At 60.3% G+C, this 20,509-nt stretch carries 21 protein-coding genes and 1 other annotated feature; of the genes, 5 read left to right on the forward strand and 16 right to left on the reverse strand.

The window, feature by feature from the left end; genetic code table 11:
* Positions 1-27 precede the first annotated feature (27 nt).
* The 12 genes from xerD to HMPREF0372_RS19980 all read right to left on the reverse strand — a co-directional run bounded on the left by xerD (position 28) and on the right by HMPREF0372_RS19980 (position 8,880).
* On the reverse strand, positions 28-906 hold the full coding sequence (gene xerD, locus HMPREF0372_RS04505; RefSeq protein WP_007489359.1) for a site-specific tyrosine recombinase XerD: 879 nt from the start codon (positions 904-906) through the stop codon (positions 28-30).
* A 26-nt stretch (positions 907-932) separates the two neighbouring features.
* A complete protein-coding gene (locus tag HMPREF0372_RS04510; RefSeq protein WP_039996687.1) occupies positions 933-1,562 on the reverse strand; it encodes a hypothetical protein in 630 nt (209 codons plus the stop codon).
* A gap of 318 nt (positions 1,563-1,880) precedes the next feature.
* Positions 1,881-3,242 (reverse strand): thioether cross-link-forming SCIFF peptide maturase, encoded by a 1,362-nt coding sequence (scfB, locus tag HMPREF0372_RS04515; RefSeq protein ID WP_007489362.1) that lies wholly within the window; start codon positions 3,240-3,242, stop codon positions 1,881-1,883.
* A gap of 75 nt (positions 3,243-3,317) precedes the next feature.
* Positions 3,318-3,458, reverse strand: coding sequence for a six-cysteine ranthipeptide SCIFF (scfA, locus tag HMPREF0372_RS19010; RefSeq protein WP_007489363.1), 141 nt, complete (start codon positions 3,456-3,458; stop codon positions 3,318-3,320).
* Between the two features lie 63 nt (positions 3,459-3,521).
* Positions 3,522-3,950 carry a TIGR04086 family membrane protein gene (locus HMPREF0372_RS04520; protein ID WP_024724072.1) on the reverse strand — a complete coding sequence of 143 codons (429 nt, stop codon included), beginning with the start codon at positions 3,948-3,950 and terminating at the stop codon, positions 3,522-3,524.
* Positions 3,951-4,010: 60 nt separating this feature from the next.
* Positions 4,011-4,307, reverse strand: a complete 297-nt coding sequence (gene yajC, locus HMPREF0372_RS04525) for a preprotein translocase subunit YajC (RefSeq protein WP_007489365.1) — start codon at positions 4,305-4,307, stop codon at positions 4,011-4,013.
* Between the two features lie 176 nt (positions 4,308-4,483).
* Positions 4,484-5,614 (reverse strand): tRNA guanosine(34) transglycosylase Tgt, encoded by a 1,131-nt coding sequence (gene tgt / locus HMPREF0372_RS04530; RefSeq protein WP_007489366.1) that lies wholly within the window; start codon positions 5,612-5,614, stop codon positions 4,484-4,486.
* 70 nt (positions 5,615-5,684) lie between these two features.
* Positions 5,685-6,995 carry a cytochrome c biogenesis protein/redoxin gene (locus HMPREF0372_RS04535; RefSeq protein ID WP_024724070.1) on the reverse strand — a complete coding sequence of 437 codons (1,311 nt, stop codon included), beginning with the start codon at positions 6,993-6,995 and terminating at the stop codon, positions 5,685-5,687.
* Between the two features lie 2 nt (positions 6,996-6,997).
* A complete protein-coding gene (locus tag HMPREF0372_RS04540; protein WP_007489369.1) occupies positions 6,998-7,420 on the reverse strand; it encodes an RrF2 family transcriptional regulator in 423 nt (140 codons plus the stop codon).
* Complete coding sequence (gene trxB / locus HMPREF0372_RS04545) at positions 7,417-8,361, reverse strand: thioredoxin-disulfide reductase (RefSeq protein WP_007489371.1); 945 nt, start codon at positions 8,359-8,361, stop codon at positions 7,417-7,419. Before trxB ends, HMPREF0372_RS04540 begins: the two co-directional genes overlap by 4 nt.
* A 17-nt stretch (positions 8,362-8,378) precedes the next feature.
* A complete protein-coding gene (gene trxA / locus HMPREF0372_RS04550; protein ID WP_009256835.1) occupies positions 8,379-8,693 on the reverse strand; it encodes a thioredoxin in 315 nt (104 codons plus the stop codon).
* Positions 8,659-8,880: a hypothetical protein gene (locus tag HMPREF0372_RS19980; RefSeq protein WP_007489373.1), complete on the reverse strand. Its 222-nt coding sequence runs from the start codon at positions 8,878-8,880 to the stop codon at positions 8,659-8,661. The genes trxA and HMPREF0372_RS19980 overlap by 35 nt, the downstream gene beginning before the upstream one ends.
* A gap of 65 nt (positions 8,881-8,945) precedes the next feature.
* On the opposite strand from HMPREF0372_RS19980, the gene HMPREF0372_RS04555 reads away from it, so the two are divergent.
* Together HMPREF0372_RS04555 and HMPREF0372_RS04560 are read left to right on the forward strand one after the other, a co-directional pair.
* The gene (locus HMPREF0372_RS04555; RefSeq protein WP_009256834.1) at positions 8,946-10,100 is read left to right on the forward strand and encodes a betaine/proline/choline family ABC transporter ATP-binding protein; all 1,155 of its coding nucleotides are present in this window, start codon (positions 8,946-8,948) and stop codon (positions 10,098-10,100) included.
* A gap of 2 nt (positions 10,101-10,102) precedes the next feature.
* A complete protein-coding gene (locus HMPREF0372_RS04560) occupies positions 10,103-11,689 on the forward strand; it encodes an ABC transporter permease/substrate-binding protein (RefSeq protein WP_007489375.1) in 1,587 nt (528 codons plus the stop codon).
* 63 nt (positions 11,690-11,752) lie between these two features.
* On the opposite strand, the gene queA is transcribed toward HMPREF0372_RS04560, so the two are convergent.
* Both queA and HMPREF0372_RS04570 read right to left on the reverse strand, forming a co-directional pair.
* Positions 11,753-12,778, reverse strand: a complete 1,026-nt coding sequence (gene queA / locus HMPREF0372_RS04565) for a tRNA preQ1(34) S-adenosylmethionine ribosyltransferase-isomerase QueA (protein WP_039996690.1) — start codon at positions 12,776-12,778, stop codon at positions 11,753-11,755.
* Positions 12,775-14,349 carry a SpoIID/LytB domain-containing protein gene (locus HMPREF0372_RS04570; protein WP_024724065.1) on the reverse strand — a complete coding sequence of 525 codons (1,575 nt, stop codon included), beginning with the start codon at positions 14,347-14,349 and terminating at the stop codon, positions 12,775-12,777. The genes queA and HMPREF0372_RS04570 overlap by 4 nt, the downstream gene beginning before the upstream one ends.
* A gap of 404 nt (positions 14,350-14,753) precedes the next feature.
* Between HMPREF0372_RS04570 and asd the strand changes: the two genes are divergently transcribed.
* The 3 genes from asd to dapB are packed head-to-tail and all read left to right on the forward strand — an operon-like array spanning position 14,754 to position 17,529.
* A complete protein-coding gene (gene asd, locus HMPREF0372_RS04575) occupies positions 14,754-15,839 on the forward strand; it encodes an aspartate-semialdehyde dehydrogenase (RefSeq protein WP_007489380.1) in 1,086 nt (361 codons plus the stop codon).
* A 10-nt stretch (positions 15,840-15,849) separates the two neighbouring features.
* Positions 15,850-16,740, forward strand: coding sequence for a 4-hydroxy-tetrahydrodipicolinate synthase (gene dapA, locus HMPREF0372_RS04580; protein ID WP_007489382.1), 891 nt, complete (start codon positions 15,850-15,852; stop codon positions 16,738-16,740).
* 21 nt (positions 16,741-16,761) lie between these two features.
* Positions 16,762-17,529 (forward strand): 4-hydroxy-tetrahydrodipicolinate reductase, encoded by a 768-nt coding sequence (gene dapB / locus HMPREF0372_RS04585; RefSeq protein ID WP_007489383.1) that lies wholly within the window; start codon positions 16,762-16,764, stop codon positions 17,527-17,529.
* 57 nt (positions 17,530-17,586) lie between these two features.
* Here the strand turns inward: dapB and HMPREF0372_RS04590 are convergent, their stop codons facing one another.
* The gene (locus tag HMPREF0372_RS04590) at positions 17,587-18,756 is read right to left on the reverse strand and encodes an AI-2E family transporter (RefSeq protein WP_007489384.1); all 1,170 of its coding nucleotides are present in this window, start codon (positions 18,754-18,756) and stop codon (positions 17,587-17,589) included.
* A gap of 109 nt (positions 18,757-18,865) precedes the next feature.
* Complete coding sequence (gene tyrS, locus HMPREF0372_RS04595) at positions 18,866-20,095, reverse strand: tyrosine--tRNA ligase (RefSeq protein WP_007489385.1); 1,230 nt, start codon at positions 20,093-20,095, stop codon at positions 18,866-18,868.
* Between the two features lie 108 nt (positions 20,096-20,203).
* Positions 20,204-20,450: a binding site (T-box leader), on the reverse strand.
* Positions 20,451-20,509: the final 59 nt, after the last annotated feature.

The following is a 20,509-nucleotide window of genomic DNA, read 5'->3' on the forward strand; positions in this document are numbered from 1 at the left end:
GCGGCGCAGCGCGCCGCGGCCCGTCAGTCAGGCTCTCGGGTGGGCTTTGTTGTAGACATCCTTCAGCTTCTGGTTGACCAGCTGGGCATAGATCTGGGTGGACGAAATGTCCGCGTGTCCCAGCATCTCCTGGATGGAGTGGAGATCCGCGCCGTTTTCCAGCAGATGGGCGGCAAAGGAGTGGCGCAGGGTGTGCGGGGTGATTTCTGTCTGAATTCCGGCCTTCTCCTGATAGTGCTTGATGATCTTCCAAAAGCCCTGGCGGCTCATGCGCTCCCCGCTCATATTCACGAACAGGGCGCGTTCCTGCGGGTGCTCCAGCATCTGGGGCCGCACGTGCTCTATGTAGTCCTGAAGCGCCCGGACAGCCGCCGGGTAGAGGGGGATCATCCGCTCCTTTCCCCGGCCGGAACAGCGGATAAAGCCGGCGGACAGGTTGACATTTTCCAGATCCAGACCAATCAGTTCAGAGACACGGATACCCGTGGCATAAAGCAGCTCCAGCATGGCCCGATCGCGGCAGCCCTTGGCATCCGAGGCATCCGGCTGCTCCAGAAAGAGTTCCACCTCCTTGGAGGTAAGGATGTGGGGCAGCTTCCGCTCTACCTTCGCCGGGGCCAGCCCCCTGGCCGGATTGACGGACACCCTGCCCTCCGCGATCAGATAGCTGTAGAAAGACTTCAGAGAGGCCAGCGACCGGGTTACCGTGGCCGCCGACTTACCCTTGGCCGACAAAAATCTCGTATAAGACTCCACATCCTTCTGTGCGGCCTGCTCCGGCGGAACCCCCTCCCCTTCCAGCCAGTGGAGATACTGGGTCACATCCCGCAGATAGGAGCTCAACGTGTTGGCGGAGGCCCGCTTTTCCTCTGTCAAATAGTGCGCATAACCTGATTGATAATCCATCCGTCCAACACCTTCTCGCAGTATCTCTATAGGCTCAGGAACGTCCCCGCCAGGCTGGATACCAGGCCGGGCACTACAAAGCAGTCCAGCAGCAGACTCACACACAGCGCGACGGCACAGGCGCCGCAGCGGAAAAAATAGAGTTTCCCATAGGGCGGAGGGGTTTTCCCATCCCCCCAGACCCGTCCGGCCAGCACCCGGGCGGCCAGGAGGCCCTGCACCCCAAGCACAAACAGCACCGGCACCGAAAGCGCACCGCTCACCCCAAAGACCAAGAGGGCCAGCAGACAGCCCGCGCCGCCGAACAGGCGCACAAATGAGGCAATCGAAAAGGCCAGCAGGAATCCCCGCACCGCAAACAGCAGGGGCAGCCCCAGAAGTCCCAGCGCGGTGAAGCCCAGCAGCAGCGCCAGCAGCGGCCAGCGCACGGTGTCCCACACCAGTGAGGCCAGCGCAGGCGCTGTAATCTCCCCCGCCTGAGCGGCGCGAAGAAATCCCTCCACGTAGGCGGCCAGGCTCTCCTGACCCCCGCCTCCGATATGGGATGCCAGCAGGCATCCTACCAGCCCGCCCAACAAAAAGCAGGCCGCAGTTACCGCCAGCACCGGAATAAGCCCATCCCCTGAAATTCTCCACGCTTCCGCCGCCCTGCGCATCGCCCTCACCTCCCATGGGAGCATATGCGGACAGGGCCTCGATTAGACGCGTGCCAACGGTTTACATGCTAACTATAGCTTACCAGGCCGTCTTGTGCAAGGACGGAAAAGAAAAAACTTCATTTTTGTATATTATGCCAAGTTGTTATGTTTACTTAATTATGTAAACTGTGTATACAAAAAGAGGAGCGCCACACTTTGTGGCGCTCCTCTTTACTAAAATTATAGTCACTGTTTTTGCCGACATCCGGCTCAATTCATCACTTTTTGTCTGTTTGTAGCGGAGATTACGATTTGTATAATTACGATCTGTATATGTCACTCCGCCATTCCGGCCGCGATCGCCCGCAGAGCGATGGCACACTCCAGCCGCTTTCGCTCCAACTCACAGCCCACACGGTGGGGCTTTTTTATGTCGCCATTGACAAGCAGGTTGGACGCGCTACACCCACCCGAGCAGTAGAACCGTGCCCAGCAATCCCTGCACTCCTCGCGGGTGTAGATGTTCAGTCCGGCAAAGCGGCCCGACAGCTCCTGATCGAAGGTGCCATCATAAAGGCTGCCCAGCTTGTAGTCCTCGTTGCCTACAAACTGGTGGCAGGGGTAAATGTCCCCCTCCGGGGTGATAGCCACATACTCGCAGCCCGCCCCGCAGCCCCGCAGGCGCTTGATCACGCAGGGGCCTTGGGCCAGATCCACATTGAAGTGGAAGAAGTTGGTTTCCGGGTGGTCCCTGAGATACTCCGCCAGGCGCTCGTACTCCGCCTTCAAGGCGGGCAGATTCGCCTCCTGGAGGGCGTAGGGGTCGTCCTCCTTCCCCACCACCGGCTCCACCGAGATATTCCGTCCGATGGAAGCCAACGCCTTCACGTCCTCGGCAAAGTCCTGGTGGAATCGTGTAAAGGTGCCCCGGAGGTAGTAGTCCTTCGTCCCACGGCCCTCAATGAGCTTCTGGAACTTGGGCACAATCACGTCATAGCTGCCCTTGCCGTTGACCGTGGGCCGGAGGTCATCGTTGACCTCCTTTCGCCCGTCGATGGAGAGAACTGCGTTGGACATCTCACGGTTGATGTACTCGATGTTCTCATCATCGAGGAGCACACCATTAGTTGTAATTGTAAAGCGGAAGCACTTGTTGTGCTCCTCCTCAATGGAACGGGCGTACTCCACCGTCTTCTTTACGGTATCCATGGCCATCAGCGGCTCGCCGCCGAAGAAGTCCACCTCGATGTTACGGCGGTGGCCCGACTTGGCGATGACGAAGTCGATGGCCCGTTTGGCGGTCTCGAAGTCCATGGTCATGCGGTGGCCGGTGCCGAAATCGCCGGTGGAGGCAAAGCAATACTTACACCGCAGGTTGCAGTCGTGGGAGACATGGAGGCACAGGGCCTTCACCAGGGCCTGCTGCTGCATGGAGGCAGCCTTCTCCCGGTCAATGTAGTCGTCCTCCTCAAAAAGCAGCCCCTCGGCCGCCAGACCGCGCAGCTCCTGCCAGGCCTCCTCCAGGGCGGCTGGGTCGTACTGGGGCAGCCTGGCGCAAAGCTCCGCCGGGCAGTGCTCTCCCATGGGGGGCTGCACCTGCTCCAGAAGGTGGTAGGTGAGCTCGTCCAGCACGTGGACGGCGCCGCTGTTGACATCCACGGCGATATTCACGCCAAGGCATTGAAAGGTATGTACCATATTTGTTCGTTCCTCACTTTATTACGGCATACAAAAAGGGTGGGATGCCCCACCCTTTTCGAGCCAAGTTCGTTTTTACTGGTTCTCGCACTTCTGGTTGGCAACGGTGCAAGAGGTCTTACAGGCGGACTGGCAGGAGGTCTGGCACTCGCCGCAGCCGCCGTGGGCGGCGCTCTTCTTCAGAGTCGCGCCGTTGAGCGTCTTCACATGCTTCATTCTGGTTTCCCTCCCATAACGATGGTTTGGAGCGATTATAACACATTCTCCGCCCGATTTCAATTATTTTCTGCGTTTTTTCCGGGCAGGCTTCTTCTTACCCCCGCCGCCCAGGATTCCGGCGGCAGCTCCGCCGCACAGGGAGCCGCACAGCAGGCCGATGCCCCCCGCCTCCAGAGAGACCGTTTCGAAGCAGAGCGCCCCGATGGTAAGCAGCAGCAGGAAGAGCACTCCGCCGGTGGTAAGGCCAACGATCAGCGCCCGGCTCCCACAGCGCCGCACTGCCAGCAGGCCGCCCGCAAAGGCCCCCAGCACACATCCCACGATGGTGAGCTGATACATCAGCTCCTCCCCTGCCAGTCCGCCGGAAATGGCCGCCGACGCCACCAGCAGAAAGACAAAGCAAACCGCCAGCGCGGCCACGCCCCCCAGCACCAGCCCCATTCCGCAGCGGATCAGCTTTGCGCTCTGCTCCTCCTCCTTTTTTTTCATAAAAACACCCTCCCTTGGCATGGATTCCTACTGAAACCTATGCAGGGAGGGCGTTCACTATTACCTCTTGTCCTTGGAATCCTTGGTGTCCGCAGGAGCGTTCTCCGTGGACTGGGTGCCCTTGGTGGAGATGGCCCACTTGGTGAACTCCATACGCACACGGTCGGCGCTGGTCTCGATGATGATGGTATCCTCCTTCACCTGGCAGATGGTGCCTACCACGCCGCCGATGGTGGTGATCTCATCGCCCACCGCCAGCTCAGAGCGCATCTTGGCCGCCGCCTTTTTCTTCTTGTTCTCCGGCCGGATGAGCAAGAAATAGAAGACCGCGATCAGGATCACGAACGGCAGAAGCATGCTCAATAAGCTTGCACTACCATTCGTCCCTGAATTTGTCAGCAGAACGCCAGCAGTCTGTGTCAGCAAAATAATCCCCCTCCGATTCATACTTTGACGTTAAAACGTCACCAATAGGACATTATAAAGCGAAAAGCAGATTTTGACAAGCCCTTTTCGCCTCATTCACAGAAACTTCACAGCCGCCCGGCCAATTTCTCGGAATACTCCGCCCGGAATGCCGCGAATTGGCCCGCGTCCAGTGCCTGGCGGATACGTTCGGCCAGTTTGTTGTAGAAATAGAGGTTGTGAAGCACCGCCAGACGCATGGCCAGCATCTCCTCCGCTGCAAAGAGGTGGCGCAGATAGGCCCGGGAGAAGGAGCGGCACACCGGGCAGTCGCAGTCCGGGTCGATGGGCCGCTCGTCCAGCTTGTACTTCTCATTGCGGATATTCAGCGCCCCCGACCAGGTGAAGAGCTTGGCGTGGCGGGCATTGCGGGCGGGCATCACGCAGTCGAAGAAGTCCACGCCCCGGGCCACACCCTCGATAATGTTGGAGGGGGTACCCACCCCCATGAGGTAGCGGGGCTTGTCCGCCGGCATATAGGGCTCCACCGCGTCGATGATGTCATACATCACCTGGGTGGGCTCCCCCACCGCCAGGCCGCCGATGGCGTAGCCCTCGCAGTCAATCTTGGCGGTTTCCTTCATGTGCCAGATGCGCAGCTCCGGGAAAGTGGCGCCCTGATTGATGCCGAAGAGCATCTGGCGGGGATTCACCGTATCAGGCAGGGCGTTGAGCCGGTCGTGCTCCGCCTTGCACCGGGCCAGCCAGCGCAGGGTGCGCTCGCAGGAGGCTTTGGCATACTCATAGGTCGCCGGGTTTTCCACGCACTCGTCGAAGGCCATGGCGATATCAGAGCCCAGGTTGGACTGAATCTGCATGGACTCCTCCGGCCCCATAAAGATGCGGCGCCCGTCGATGTGGGAGGCGAAGGTGACCCCCTCCTCCTTGATCTTGCGCAGGCCCGACAGGGAGAACACCTGGAACCCGCCCGAGTCGGTCAGGATCGGGCCGTCCCACCGCATGAACCTGTGCAGGCCGCCCATCTGCCGCACCACTTGGTCGCCGGGGCGCAGGTGAAGGTGGTAGGTGTTGGACAGCTCTACCTGACAGCCGATCTCCTTCAGATCGTGGGCCGACACCGCACCCTTGATGGCCCCCTGGGTGCCCACGTTCATGAACACCGGCGTCTGCACCGTGCCGTGGGCGCAGGTAAAGACACCCCGGCGGGCCTTTCCCTCTGTTTTCAGGACTTCAAACACGTCAAAACTCCTTTGTCAAAAACTTACCTTCCATAATACCAGAAGGACTGAGCTTTGACAAGAGTATCCCTCATGCCCCCGCCTCAACGCCGTCTATGGTCTGCTGGACAATGGACTCCATCATATCGCCGGTGAGAGCTCCCGGCACATAGCCGAACACATTCCCATCCGCGCCGATCATGAAGGTGGTGGGAAAGGCGGAAATGCCGTAGGAGTAGAATACCTCTCCTGTAACGTCCATCACCACCGGGAAGGTGTAGCCGCCGTCCTCCAGGAACTGCTCCACCTCCGGCTGAGTAACATCCTGATTATAGGGGTACTCCTCCGACTTTGGATTGGCCACGCCCAGAACGATCACATCTCCCTCGTTGTTCCCGTATTTCTCGTAGAGCGCCTGCACCTCCGGCATCTCGCGCTTGCAGGGACCGCACCAGGTCGCCCAGAAGTTGAGAAACACCGTCTTGCCCTCATAGTCGGAGAGGGTATGCTCCTCCCCGTACTGGTCCACCAGGGTGAAATCCGGCGCGGGAATCACCGGCCGCCCGCTGGCCGCCGGGCTCTCCTCCGGTCCGGCGGGCACGCTCCCCTCTGGTGTGGGGTCCGGAGTTCCGCTTGTCTGAGCCTGGGGCGTTTCGGCCGCTCCGCTGCCCGCCGCGCTGGACAGGTAACTGGTAATGCCGTTCATGAAGCCAGTCAGTGTCATGATGCCCATAAGCACCAGCAGGACCGCGCCCACCTTCACAGTGTAGCGTACCACCCTCTGGTGGCGCTTGAAAAAGCCCAGCACCGCCCCGGTAAACAGTCCCACGGCCAGGAAGGGGATCACAAAGCCGAGGGTGTATACCGCAATCAGCAGGAAGCCGCGGGCGGCGCTGCCCGCCGAAGAGGCCATCAGCAAAACGCTGCCCAGCGTGGGGCCCACGCAGGGCGTCCACGCAAAGCTGAAGGTAAAGCCAAGCACCAGGGCCACCAGCGGGTTCATAGCCCACCGGTCCAGCCGGAAGGGCAGCCGGTGCTCCCGCTCCAGGGCGCCCGAGCGCCCGAACACGCCGAATTGGTACAGGCCAAACAGGATCATAATGATGCCGCTGATGCGGGCAAACCAGGTCTGGTTGCTGCGGAAAAAGCTTCCCAGTGCTGTAAAGCCGAACCCCAGCAGGAAAAAGGTAAAGCTGATGCCCACCACAAAGAACAGGGTGTTGACCAGTACCCTTCCCCTGGGATAGCGGATATTGCCGTCGCTGTCCACGTCCCTGGCGCCTCCCGCCAGATAGCTGACGTAGAGGGGCACAAGGGGCAGCACACAGGGAGAGAAAAAGCTCAGCAGCCCCTGTAAAAACACCGTAAGTACCGGCACGCTCGTCTCCAGTGAAAGACCCATATTCATCTCCTTTGTTTCAAATAAAGTCTGCTGTCCAGCTCAGCCAGGCTGATCTCCGAAAGCCTGCTCCGGCAGCCCTGGTCCAGCTCCTCCAGCAGACCGTCCATGACCTCCGACATACCCGATGCCTCCAGGCAGGGCTGATCCACGCCCCCGCCGCGCCAGTTGGTCGACACGAACCGCACCTCCAGCGCCCGGGCTACCTGATCTAATGTAAGGGCGGCGGGATCGCCCACAAAGCGGTAGCCACCCTCATTCCCCTCCTTGGTTTCCACCAGTCCGGCCCGCTTCAGCCCCGCCATGATCTTCCGCACGCGGGCCGGATTGGTACAGATACTGCGGGCCAGCTCCTCACTGGAGAGCTGCTCCTGCCGCCGGTTCAGGCAGATCAGGGCGTGGACCGCCACACAAAACGCACTATTCATGACAGGTTTTTATCCTTTACAGCATCCTCCAACAGGAACTCCTCCGCATAGTGGGCCGCCACGGCCCCGTCTGCCACTGCGGTGACGATCTGGCGCACCGCCTTAGTGCGGGCATCGCCCACCGCAAAGACGCCGGGCACGCTGGTGCGGGTGGTTTCATCCGCCACGATATAGCCCGAGGGGTCCAGCTCCACCTGGCCGGCAAACAGGGCCGTATCCGGCACCCGGCCGATGGCCACAAACAGGCCGTCGCAGAACAGCTCCCGCCGTGCGCCGGTGCGAAGATCCTCCACCTCAACACCTGTCAGGCGTTTCTCCTTGCGCAGAGCGGTAATGCGGCTGTTCCAAAGGATCTCAACGCCGTTTTCCCTCAGCGCGTCCCGATAGACCGCCGAGGCCCTCAGCTCGTCTCTCCGGTGGACCAGATAGACCTTTTTACAAAGCTTGGCCAGATAGAGCGCGTCGCCCACAGCGGTGTTTCCGCCTCCGTTGACCACTACCGTCTTGCCGCGGTAGAGCATGCCGTCGCAGGCGGCGCAGTACGCCACCCCGCGCCCGCGGAGCGCCTGCTCGTCCGGCAGGCCCAGCTCCCGCGGGAACGCCCCCGTGGCCAGGATCACCGCCTCGGCCTCAAAGCTGCCCTCGGTACTCTCGATCCGCTTGGGCCGGCCCGCCAGCTCCACCGAGCGCACCTCGCCGTATACCGTGGACACGCCGAACCGCCAGGCCTGGCGCTCCATCCGCTCTCCCAGCTCGAAGCCGTCAATGCCCTCCTCAAAGCCGGGATAATTGTCAATCCGGTCCGTGGTCGCCATCTGGCCTCCGGCGGAGAGCTTTTCCAGCACCGCCACCGAGCGCCCGCTCCGGGCACAGTACAGGGCCGCCGTATAGCCGCCGGGTCCGCCGCCGATCACAATCACGTCATAGTGCTTTACACCCATCCGGCGCACCTCCTCTCTTACAGTCCGGCCCACTCTACAATCTGCGCCTTTGAGCCGGGGGCGATCAGCGGCTCTCCCGCCTGTCCATTCCGAAATACCAGCAGCGTGGGGATGGTCTCCACCCCAAACCGCTCTGCCAGCTCCGGCTGCTCGTCCACATTCACCTTGCCGACCACCATCTGCTCCCCATACTGTCCAGCCACCTGGTCCACCGCAGGGGCAATACGCCGGCAATAGGTGCACCAGGGCGCCCAGAAGTCCACCAGAACCGGCTTCTCCGCCCTCAGCACCTGCTCCTCAAAATTTTCTTTCGTGATGACGATCGCTTCCATTACATTCATCCTTTCTGTTTGCCCTTTTCTTTTCTACTGGAGATAGGGTTCCAAGCCTTTGCGGCTTCCACTCATACTTATTTGTAATTTTTTTAGTTACAGTTTGTACTGTAACTTTAGCAGATACAGAATGATCTGTCAAGCGAATTCTCCCTGCCTTAACAAATTCTTTATCTAAATCCGTCAATCCTTACTCCATTTCAATCCACTCCATACTACAATAGGGATCATTCAGAAAGGAGCTCCTTTGCTGTGATTGAATTGAAAAATCTCTACAAGTCATACCGCGGAAAATCGGTACTGATGAACATCAGTCTGACCATCCAGGACAACGAGTTTTTTGTCCTGATCGGTTCCAGCGGATGCGGGAAAACGACCCTGTTGAAAACGCTCAACAAGCTCAACCCCATTGACAAAGGCGAGATTCTCATCAATGGCACCCCCATCAACCGGATCAAGGTGACCCAGCTTCCCCGCCTGATGGGCTATGTCGTCCAGGAGGGCGGCCTGTTCCCCCATATGACGGTGGAGGACAACATCGCTCTGGCCATGCGTGTGGCCGGGTACCCCAAGGAAAAAATCTACGACCGGATCACCGAGCTGCTGGAGCTGGTCAACCTGGAGCCGGACCAATACCGCAGCCAGTACCCCTCCCAGCTCTCCGGAGGCCAGCGGCAGCGCATCGGCGTAGCCCGCGCCTTTGCCGCCGACCCGGAGATCATCCTCATGGATGAGCCCTTCTCCGCCCTGGACCCCATGACCCGCGCCGAGCTCCAGGACGAGGTGCACCGGCTCCAGCTCCGGTTCCACAAGACCATTGTTTTCGTCACTCACGACATGGATGAGGCCGTCAAGCTGGCCGACCGCATCTGCATCCTGCAAAACGGCCATGTGGTCCAGTGCGACAAGCCGGAGAACATCCTCAAGCATCCCGCCAACGAGTACATCAACTCCTTCATCGGCAAGAACCGCCTGTGGGAGAACCCCTCCTTTATCCGGGCCGAGGACATCATGCGCCCCCGCCCCATCACCATCTCTCAGAGCCGCACAGTGGTGCAGGCGGTACAGCTCATGCGGCACTATAACATCGACAGCCTGCTGGTCACCGGCGACGACAATAAGTTTGCCGGTATGGTGTGGCTCCAGGATCTGATCGGCATCGACCAATACAGCTCCCCGGTCTCCTCGTTCCTCTCTGACGATTATCTGTCCGTCCGGGTGGACGACAGCCTGAGCACTGTACTGGAAAAGGTAGCGGACTATGGCGAGAAGGACTTCGGCATCCTGCCCGTCCTGGATGCGGAGGGAGCCATTCGCGGTTTCCTGAACCGGAGCAGCCTCCTCTCCACCCTGAGCCGCCGTTTCATCGACGAGCCGGTTGAGCGCGACGAACAGGAGGGTGCGTAATTATGGGCATTTCATTCTCTCTGTCCTCCTTCTGGGAGCTCCTGGTCTCCCGCTGGCCCGAACTGGTCACCGAGCTTTTCCGCCACATCAACATGACCACACTGGCCCTGCTCATCTCCCTGGCCATCGGTGTGCCGCTGGGCATCCTTATCACCCGCAACCAGACAGCAGCCAAAATCGTCATTGGCATCGCCAACGTCATGCAATCCATCCCCTCCATCGCCCTGCTGTCCCTGGCCGTCTGCTTTCTGGGCATCGGCACGGTGCCCGCCATCCTGATGGTCTTTGTGTATGCCTTCCTCCCCATTCTGAAGAATACCTATACCGGCATCATGAGCGTGGACCCCAAGAACCTGGAGGTAGCCCGGGGCATGGGCTTGACGCGCACGCGCTGCCTGTTTCTGGTGGAGCTGCCCATCGCCGCCCCCTTCATCATGGCCGGTATCCGCATCGCCGCCGTGGCCTCTGTGGGCACTATGACCATCGCCGCCTTTGCCGGCGCCAAGGGTCTGGGCTGGTTTATCAATCTGGGCCTCAACTCCCTGAATGTGGAGATGATCCTGCTGGGCGCCGTCCCGGTCTCCCTGCTGGCGCTGCTCTTTGATTTCATCTTCGCCAAGCTGGAGCAGGCGATCACCAGTGAGGGCCTGCTTCCCAACGAGCAGATCCAGAATCTGCCCAAGAAGGTCATCCGCCGCCGGCAGGTGATCGCCGTGGGCGTGTGTATCGCCCTGGTGGTGGTCGCCATTGGCGGAAACCTGGTCAACAAGAAGTCTGACAAGCACCTGACCGTCGGCGCCTCCAACTTCACCGAGGTCTACATCGTTGGCAACATCTACAAGGAGCTCATCGAGGCCAAGACCGACATCCAGGTGGACACCACCTTCGGCCTGGCCAGCACCTCCCTGGAGATGACCGCCATGGAGAACAGCGACATCGACATGGTGGTGGACTACTCCGGACAGGTGTACCTCTCTGTCCTGGGACTGCCTCTGAACACCAACACCGACGAAGTCTATGAGATCCTGTCGGAGAAAATGCGGGACGACTACAACATCTCCGTCTCCGCCCCCCTGGGTTACAACAACACTTATGCCATGAGCGTCCGGCCGGAGATCGCCGAGCAGTATCAGCTCGAAACCCTCACCGATCTGATGGCCGTAGCACCCGAACTCCGTCTGGGCTGTACCGCCGACTTCACCCAGCGGGAGGATGCCCTTCCCCGCCTGGAGTCCACCTTCCATACCAAGTTCGGCGAGGTCAACGCTTTGGACGTGGCGGTGCGCTATACCGCCATCGACAGCGGCCAGGTGGATGTTATCGACGCCTTCGCCACCGACGCCCTCCTCTCCAAGTTTGACCTGGTTCAGCTGGAGGATGACGCCAGCTTCTTCCCGCCCTACTACGCGGTCAACTTTATCCGTCAGGAGTGTCTGGACGAGTACCCCGAGCTGAAGGAGGTGCTCGCCCTGCTGGACGGTCGCATCTCCAATGAGGCAATGGCCGCCATGAACGCCGAGGTAGACCTCGAGGGCAGAAACGCCGCCGATGTCGCCCATGACTTTCTGGTGGAAGAGGGCCTTATCTGACCCATACAAAAACCGGGGTTCCCACAACTTGTGGGAACCCCGGTTTCTCTTTTTCGTTCTGACTCAGCCGATGAACATCGCATCTCCAAAGGAGAAAAACCGATAGCGCTGCTCCACCGCCTCCTTATAGGCGGCCAGGACATGCTCCCGCCCTGCCAGGGCGGAAACCAGCATGATAAGCGTGGATTCGGGCAGGTGAAAATTGGTGATAAGACAGTCCAGCGCCTTGAAGCGGTAGCCGGGATAGATGAAGATATTCGTCCACCCCGCGCACTCCTTCAACGTGCCGTCCTCCGCCGCCCAGCTCTCGATGGTGCGGCAAGAGGTGGTACCCACACAGATGACCCGCCCCCCTTCCCGCTTGGTACGGTTGATGGTCTCGGCGGTCTCGGCGGAGATCATGCAGTATTCGCTGTGCATCTCGTGGTCGGTGATCTCCTCCTCCTTCACCGGACGGAAGGTGCCCAGGCCCACATGGAGCGTCACATAGCAGACCTTTACCCCCATTTCCTGCACCTGCTCCAGCAGGGCACGGGTAAAGTGGAGTCCGGCGGTGGGTGCCGCGGCGGAGCCCACCGCCCGGGAGTACACCGTCTGGTAGCGCTCGGGGTCGTTCAGCTCCGCCTTGATGTAGGGCGGCAGGGGCATCTTGCCCAGCCGCTCCAGGGTCTCCAGGAAGATCCCCTCATACTCGAAGCGGACCAGCCGGTTGCCCCCCTCGCATACCTCCACCACCTCGGCCTTGAGGGAGCCGTCCCCGAAGGACAGCCGCGTCCCCGGCTTCAGCTTGCGGCCGGGGCGCACCAGGCACTCCCACACCTTGTCCCCCCGGTCGATGAGCAGCAGCACCTCCACCGCACCGCCGGTGGGCTCCCGATGGCCCAGTAGCCGGGCGGGCAGCACCCGCGAGTCGTTGAGCACCAGGCAGTCCCCCGGGCGCAGGAGGGTAGGCAGATCAAAAAAATGCATGTGCCGGGTGGCTCCGGTCTCCTTGTCCAGCACCAGCAGTCGGGAGGCGTCCCGCCGCTCCAGCGGGGTCTGAGCAATCAGCTCCTCCGGCAGATAAAAATCAAAATCAGCGGTTTTTATGGCTTGCGCACCTCGATTCCAGTATAGTAAAAGGTCAGAATATCCTTGTAAGTATCACCCTGCTGGGCCATGGAATAGGCACCCCACTGGCTCATGCCCACTCCGTGCCCCCAGCCGGATCCAGTGATGGTAAAGACGCCGGAGCTGCCGGCCGACGCGGAGGGCTTCACCTGAGAGATGACGCCGTCCCCGCCGATGGCATAGACCTGCCCCTCAGTCAGTGTGCTCATTGCCCCACTCCCATCCACGGCATAGGCTCCGTTCAGTGTACTGAGGGAACCGGTACCATTGACCGCGTAGCCTCCTCCGCTGCCGCCCGATATGGTGTAGTGTTGGGAACGCAGCCCCAGGAAGGTGCGGCACGCCTCCCGCGTCTTGCTCCAGCTCCGGCCGTTGGCATCGGTGAAGGTGATCTCGATGGCATTTCCGGTGGGACTGGTCTTGGTCACCCGGAAATCCACGATGGTGCTGTTTCCATAGCCTTTGCTCTGGAGCAGCTCGGTCAGCTCCTGGGCGGTATAGGTCACCGTCCAGTTGTAGTTAGAGATACGGTCCACGACGGAGGCCTCATAGGGGTCAATCTTCCCGATGAGATAGGGGTAATCCCTCCCCCACACGTTGACGGCGCTCTCGCTGGCTCCGCCGTTGTGGGAGGAGTAAACCGCCTGGTCCGCCACCCGCCCATTGTACCACAGATACACCCCGCTGGTCTCCTCCACCGCCCGGCGGCTGTTGTCGCTGGCGGTAGCGATACCCACGTAGGCCTGACAGTCAGTGGTGTTGCACAGGTCGAAGCCCTGGCTCTGGTGCTTGCCCGCCTGGAGCTTTCCATAGGCGTAGCTGCGGGCGCAAACCGTCTGGGCTTTCAATGCCTCCAGGGGCCATGAGGGGCTCATCTCCTGGACGATGACGCCCTGGAGATAGTCGTCCATGGAAAGCACATTGACCACCGTGATGTCCCCGCCGTTCCGGCGGTATTCAAACGCCCCGAAATAGGAATAGCCCCGGAAGTAGGTTTCCGCCTTCACCGTGTCGTCCCGGCCGGGCTTAACCGCCAGATACAGGCCGGAGGTGCTGTCAAACTGAAAGAGGACCGTATTGGTGCCCGTCTTTACCACAGAGATCCCCGCTCCCGAGGTGCCCGCCACCGTGGCCCCGGTCAGGCCGAGGGAGGCCTGGGCCGCCTGGGCGGAGGTACTGTCCAGGAAGGAGCCCACCCGCACATAGTAGGTGCCGTCGATCCAGGCCGGGAAGCCATCGCTGTACTGTGCTGCGGCGGCCGATGCCTCCTCAAAGGTGGCGTAGGTCTGGGGGAGCTGGAGATGGTAACACCCCACGGCGATGTCGGAGGTCTTGCTGTCGTAATAGCCGGAGCCACTCCAGTCCACATTCGACCCGTAGTACACATTCTGGGTTTTCACCATGGAGACCGTCGTCTCGCTGGTGTAGCCCAGGAGCTGGAAGGTCAGATCGCCATCAAAGTAGCCGAAGCGGTAGCCGCTGCCCACGTCGTTGGCTAGGTTGGCCCCCGACAGGGCGTTTCCGCCGTAGAACAGGCCCACCCGGACCATCGGGTTGGCCTCCGCCGAGGCCGCACCAGCCGGAGCAAGCCCACTTATCAATAAAATTGCAAGACAGGCAGTTACAAGCCGCAAAATATTTCCTTTTACCCTCTGCTTCATCGAATCACTTTTCAACTCTCTTTCATTGACACATGGGCTCCATCTGTGGTACAATCTTTGAAAACTAATCAGTATCAGATGCAGGATAGGAGCCGTGGCGGTTTCAAAAATGACAGGGAGCGCCCTGCACCTAAGTTGGACTGCGCCGTAGCGGCATCGTCTTTGACATTATAGTACAAAATCAGCGGACATGTAAACTGCTGATTTTCTTTTTATATGAAAGTCCTCATTTTCCCAGTCTCAAACAAGCTGGATCTGGAATAGGATATTATGGAACGACGGAGGTATTGGTTATGGAAAAGTACAGAGTTGGCGTCATCGGCGGCACCGGCATGGTCGGTCAGCGCTTCGTTACCCTTCTGGAGAACCACCCCTGGTTTCAGTTGACCGCCATCGCGGCCAGCAGCCGCTCTGCGGGCAAGACCTACGAGGAGGCCATTGGTGGCCGCTGGGCCCTGGATGTCCCCATGCCCGGGGAGGCCAAGGACATGGTGGTGCTCAACGCGGAAACAGACATCGACCGGATTGCCGCCCAGGTGGACTTCGTATTCTCCGCGGTGGACATGAAGAAGGAGGAAATTCAGGCCCTGGAGGAGGCTTATGCCCGCCGCGGGTGCCCCGTGGTCTCCAATAACTCCGCCCACCGCTGGACGCCCGACGTGCCCATGGTGGTGCCGGAGATCAATCCCGAGCACCTCCGGGTCATCGAAGCCCAGCGCAGGCGTCTGGGAACGGAGCGCGGCTTTATCGCCGTCAAGTCCAACTGTTCCCTGCAAAGCTATGTCCCCGCCCTCCATCCCCTGCGCGCCTTCGGCCTGGAGCAGGTGCTGGTCTGCACCTATCAGGCCATCTCCGGTGCGGGCAAGACCTTCGAAACCTGGCCGGAGATGGTGGACAACGTGATACCCTACATCGGTGGTGAGGAGGAAAAGAGCGAGCAGGAGCCCCTGAAGCTGTGGGGCCGGGTGGAGGACGGCGTTATCGTCAATGCCGCAGGCCCGTCCATCACCGCCCAGTGTCTCCGCGTTCCCGCCTCCAACGGCCACATGGCAGCCGTTTTCGCCCGGTTCCGGAACAAGCCCTCTCTGGACGAAATCAAAGCCGCCTGGGCGGGCTTCCAGGGCCGTGCCCAGGAGCTGGCCCTGCCCTCTGCCCCCAAGCAGTTCCTGCACTACTTTGAGGAGCCTGACCGCCCCCAGACCCGGCTGGACCGGATGACCGAGGGCGGCATGGCCGTGTGCATCGGCCGGCTGCGTCCCGACACCCAGTACGACTACAAGTTCGTCTGTCTGTCCCACAACACCCTCCGCGGCGCGGCCGGCGGTGCGGTTCTCCTTGCTGAGCTTCTCTGCGCGGAGGGGTATATCCAAAGGAGGTAAACCCCATCTTATGCGAGAGCCTGTTTTCACCGGAGCCTGTACCGCCATTGTCACCCCCTTTGACCAGAGCGGCGCCATTGATTACGGCTGCTTCGGCCACCTGATCGACCAGCAGCTCGACCACGGCGTGGATGCCATCTGCGTCTGCGGAACCACCGGCGAGAGCGCCACCCTCTCTATCCGGGAGCACATCGCCGCCGTGGCCTTCTGCGTCAAGCGGGTTAACCACCGGGTGAAGGTCATTGCCGGCGCGGGGAGCAACGACACCTCCGCTGCCCTCTACCTCTCCCAGCACGCCCAGGACTCCGGCGCGGACGCCCTGCTGCTCGTCACCCCCTACTACAACAAAGCGTCCCAGACCGGCCTCATTCAGCACTACACCTACATAGCCGACCGGGTGGAGCTGCCCATCCTTCTCTACAATGTCCCCTCCCGCACCGGCGTATCCTTTACCGCCGAGACCTACCAGCTTCTCTCGCAGCACCCCAACATCAACGGGGTCAAGGAGGCCAGCGGAAACTTCTCCCTGCTCTCCCACACCCGCGCCCTCTGCGGCGATGACTTCCACATCTGGTCGGGCAACGACGATCAGGTGGTGCCCATGATGAGTCTGGGGGCCAAGGGGGTCGTCTCCGTGGCGGCCAATCTCGTCCCTGAGGTGATGGTTCAGATGAGCCACCTCTGCCTGGAGGGCCGGTTCCGGGAGGCCGCTGCGCTCCAGATCGAGTACACCGACCTCATTGACGCCCTCTTTCTGGAGGTCAACCCCATCCCCATCAAGACCGCCCTGAATCTGGCCGGCTATGAGGTGGGTTCCCTGCGCCTCCCCCTTTGCGCCATGTCCGACGGGCACCTGGAGACCCTGCGCCGCGCCATGGAGAGCGCTCACCTGCTCCAATAGCGCAGAGAAAGGATGTGAACTATGGTTCAACTGCTCCTCTCCGGCTGTAACGGCCGGATGGGCCATGCGGTAGAGGCTATCTGTGCCGCTGAACCGGAGCTGGAGCTGACCGCCGGCTTTGATCTGCTGGGCGCGGATATCCGCGATTTCCCGGTATACGCCTCCCCCGCCGAATTTCAGGGAGAAGCCGACGTTGTGGTGGACTTCTCCAGTCCCTCGGCCCTTCCCGCTCTGCTGAGCTTCGGCCTGGAACACAGGATGCCCCTTGTGCTGGCCACCACCGGCTATGACCAGGGACAACTGGAGGAGATACAGCAGGCTGCCCGTTCCATCCCTATCTTTCGCTCCGCCAACCTGTCCCTTGGCGTAAACATCCTCGTCGAGTTGGTACGCCGGACCGCAGCGGTGCTGGGCGGGAGCTGTGACATCGAAATCGTGGAGCGGCACCACAACAAGAAGATGGATGCCCCCAGTGGGACGGCCCTCATGCTGGCAGAGGCCGCGGCGGACGCCCTCCCTTGCCAACCGGAGCTGGTCTGCGGCCGGCAGGGTATCCGGCGGAGCCGGGAGCGCTGTGAAATCGGCATCTCCTCGGTGCGGGGCGGTGGAATTGTGGGCGACCATGAGGTGCTCTTTGCCGGGCGGGATGAGCTCATTGAGCTGCGGCACTCCGCCCTGAGCCGCGAGGTGTTTGCCTCCGGAGCGGTTCAGGCCGCCCGGTTTCTGGCTGCCGGGCAGTCCCCCGGTCTATACTCCATGGCGGACTTGGTGACCTATTTGGGCCTCTAAAAGGGAGGTGCGAAGCTTCGCTTCGCACCTCCCTTCACTACTCTACTCGTTCAGTTTTTAAGGAGCGCCGTCCAGAGGCCTCCCGTTTCCGTCCAGGCGCTTGAGTGCCAAGCGTTTGTTGACCCAGTCCCGCACCAGTGCATACAGCACGGCAAAGGTGGGCACACCCAGTACCATACCCGGGAACCCAAACAGGCCGCCGCACACCACAATGGAAACCAGCACCCAGATGGCTGACAGGCCCGTGCTGTCGCCCAAGATCTTGGGGCCGAGGATGTTGCCGTCAAACTGCTGAAGGCCGATGACCAAGGCAAAGAACCGCAGGGCCGCCCAAGGGTCGACGATCACCAGAATCATCAGACAGGGGATGGCGCCGATGATCGGTCCAAAAAAGGGGATAATGTTGGTGACGCCCACCACGACGCTGACCAGCATGGGATATGGGATGCGGAAAATCAAGCAAAGGATAAAGCAGAGCACACCGATGATGGCCGAGTCGATCAGCTTGCCATTGATAAAGCCTACAAATACCCGGTTGGCATGTCCGCATACCCCGAGAAGCCAGTCCGCCCGCCGCCTGGGCAGAATGGCGTAGAGCATCTTCTTGATCTGCGGAACCAGCCGCCCCTTCCCTGCCAGCATGTAAACCGAGGAGATCAGTGCGGTAATGCCCGAGATCACCCCACTGCCGATGGCGTAGCCAAAGTTCAGCAGATCCGGCAGAGCCTTGGAGAGATAGGCGGCAATATTGGTCATCAGGTCCTGATAAGAGCCAATAGCCTCATTCAGGGCCTCCGCCTCCAGTCCAAACTGCTCGGAGAGGGTCTGCACCAGGCTGTTCAGGCTGGTCAGATAGGTCTGCATGTTGGTGGCCAGATCTACCACGCTTTGCGCCACCTGCGGTATGATCAGGTTGAGCAGGACCACAACGATCGCCAGGGCGATCAGATAGACCGTCAGAATCGCCAGCCCATGCCGGTGCTTCTGCTTTTGGTAGAGCTTTCGCTCAAAAAAGCACATGGGCGTATTGAGCAGATAGGCGATAGCAAAACCTGCAATAAAGGGCGTCAGCACACCCATAAATGTGCGCACCCGGACCGCGATAACATCGAAATTGGTCAATCCCACATAAAACAGGATAGCGGCCAACAGGACGATCAGGAGAGATAACGATCCCCGATCCAGAATATACCATTTCTTTTCCCCTTGCTTGTCCTTATCCTCCATGCCGCAATCCCCTTCCGTATTGGCTATCCTGTTAAGATTGTATCATGATCCAATCACTTCCGCAACCGAAAAAGGGCGCCGGAGGGGAATTATCCTCCGGCGCCTTTTTTCATTCACCGAGCACCGCACGGTGGAAGACCTTTTTTCCCTTTTTGAGCATTATACCCTCGCCGGAGAGCTGTTCGGCGGTCACGGCTGCGGCCACATCGGTGACCTTCTGACCGTCCAACTCCACCCCTCCCTGCTCCACCAGGCGGCGAGCCTCCTTCTTGGAGGGCACCAGGCCGCACTTGAGCATCAGCTCCAGCACCCCGATCGCCCCGTCAGTCAGATCGCCGGTGTCCAGGGTGGTGGTGGGCACGTTGGACTTGTCGCCTCCCTGGGCGAACAGGGCCTTGGCCGCGTCCTGGGCCTTCTGCGCCTCCTCCTCGCCGTGAACCAGCTTGGTCAGCTCAAAGGCCAGGATCTCCTTGGCTTGGTTGAGCTGGGCGCCCTCCCACTTGTCCATCTCGTCGATCTGCTCAATGGGAAGGAAGGTGAGCATACGCAGGCACTTGAGCACATCGCTGTCGCCCACGTTGCGCCAGTACTGGTAGAACTCATAGGGACTGGTCTTGTTGGGATCCAGCCACACCGCGCCCTTGGCGGTCTTGCCCATCTTCTTCCCCTCGGAGTTGAGCAGCAGGGTAATGGTCATGGCGTGGGCATCCTTGCCCAGCTTGCGGCGGATGAGCTCGGTGCCGCCCAGCATATTGGACCACTGGTCATCACCGCCGAACTGCATGTTGCATCCGTAGTGCTGGAACAGGTGGTAGAAATCGTAGGACTGCATGATCATGTAGTTGAACTCCAGAAAGCTCAGCCCCTTCTCCATGCGCTGCTTATAACACTCGGCCCGCAGCATGTTGTTCACGCTGAAGCAGGCGCCCACCTCGCGGAGCAGCTCCACATAGTTCAGGTCCATCAGCCAGTCGGCGTTGTTCACCATCTGGGCCTTGCCGTCACCGAACTCGATAAAACGCTCCATCTGCTTCTTAAAGCAGGCGCAGTTGTGCTGTATGGTCTCCACCGTCATCATGGAGCGCATGTCGGTGCGGCCGGAGGGGTCACCCACCATACCGGTACCGCCTCCGATGAGGGCGATGGGCCGGTTGCCCGCCATCTGGAGCCGCTTCATCAGGCAAAGGGCCATGAAGTGGCCCACGTGGAGGGAATCGGCGGTGGGATCGAATCCGATATAGAACACTGCCTTACCCTCGTTGATCATCTTGGAGATCTCTTCCTCATTGGTTACCTGGGCAATGAGGCCACGGGCCTTCAGTTCTTCGTAACAGGTCATAGTTTCATTCTCCTTTTCTTTCGTCCATAGGGACGCCCCTACAGTAATTGCTAATTAGTATGGCTGCACTTTGTGTTTTAAAATAAAAAACGCCCCCTGTCCTCACGGACAGAGGGCGTTGTCAAACGCGGTACCACCTCTGGTTCACCATCCCCTCACGGAGACAGCCTCATGGAGTGCCAACACACTCCGGCGCGGTAACGGGCGCACCCGACACAGCCCTACTGCGCGCCTTCACGCGGTTCGGGCGGCTGCTCCAGGGTGTATTTCCCGGCCTGTCCCCTCCCCCTCACACCAAGCCGGGGGCTCTCTGGGCGGGACATAAGACGGTACTTCTCCCTGTCATCGCAGTCTCATATTGAGTTGGATTATAGTACGGGGCAGCCAGTTTGTCAAGGGAAAGATTTAACTCAA

Source organism: Flavonifractor plautii ATCC 29863 (assembly GCF_000239295.1).
GTDB lineage: Bacteria > Bacillota > Clostridia > Oscillospirales > Oscillospiraceae > Flavonifractor > Flavonifractor plautii.

Coding starts and splice junctions, on each gene's coding strand:
- yajC (WP_007489365.1), bottom strand. CDS start 4,307: ATGCTTCTGCCGTTCGTGATCCTGATCGCGGTCTTCTATTTCTTGCTC.
- tyrS (WP_007489385.1), bottom strand. CDS start 20,095: ATGACCTGTTACGAAGAACTGAAGGCCCGTGGCCTCATTGCCCAGGTA.
- asd (WP_007489380.1), top strand. CDS start 14,754: ATGGAAAAGTACAGAGTTGGCGTCATCGGCGGCACCGGCATGGTCGGT.
- xerD (WP_007489359.1), bottom strand. CDS start 906: ATGGATTATCAATCAGGTTATGCGCACTATTTGACAGAGGAAAAGCGG.
- scfB (WP_007489362.1), bottom strand. CDS start 3,242: ATGGTACATACCTTTCAATGCCTTGGCGTGAATATCGCCGTGGATGTC.
- HMPREF0372_RS04560 (WP_007489375.1), top strand. CDS start 10,103: ATGGGCATTTCATTCTCTCTGTCCTCCTTCTGGGAGCTCCTGGTCTCC.
- HMPREF0372_RS04540 (WP_007489369.1), bottom strand. CDS start 7,420: ATGAATAGTGCGTTTTGTGTGGCGGTCCACGCCCTGATCTGCCTGAAC.
- scfA (WP_007489363.1), bottom strand. CDS start 3,458: ATGAAGCATGTGAAGACGCTCAACGGCGCGACTCTGAAGAAGAGCGCC.
- trxB (WP_007489371.1), bottom strand. CDS start 8,361: ATGGGTGTAAAGCACTATGACGTGATTGTGATCGGCGGCGGACCCGGC.
- dapA (WP_007489382.1), top strand. CDS start 15,850: ATGCGAGAGCCTGTTTTCACCGGAGCCTGTACCGCCATTGTCACCCCC.
- HMPREF0372_RS04520 (WP_024724072.1), bottom strand. CDS start 3,950: ATGAAAAAAAAGGAGGAGGAGCAGAGCGCAAAGCTGATCCGCTGCGGA.
- HMPREF0372_RS04590 (WP_007489384.1), bottom strand. CDS start 18,756: ATGGAGGATAAGGACAAGCAAGGGGAAAAGAAATGGTATATTCTGGAT.
- HMPREF0372_RS04570 (WP_024724065.1), bottom strand. CDS start 14,349: ATGGTCCGGGTGGGCCTGTTCTACGGCGGAAACGCCCTGTCGGGGGCC.
- trxA (WP_009256835.1), bottom strand. CDS start 8,693: ATGGAAGCGATCGTCATCACGAAAGAAAATTTTGAGGAGCAGGTGCTG.
- HMPREF0372_RS04535 (WP_024724070.1), bottom strand. CDS start 6,995: ATGGGTCTTTCACTGGAGACGAGCGTGCCGGTACTTACGGTGTTTTTA.
- HMPREF0372_RS04510 (WP_039996687.1), bottom strand. CDS start 1,562: ATGCGCAGGGCGGCGGAAGCGTGGAGAATTTCAGGGGATGGGCTTATT.
- dapB (WP_007489383.1), top strand. CDS start 16,762: ATGGTTCAACTGCTCCTCTCCGGCTGTAACGGCCGGATGGGCCATGCG.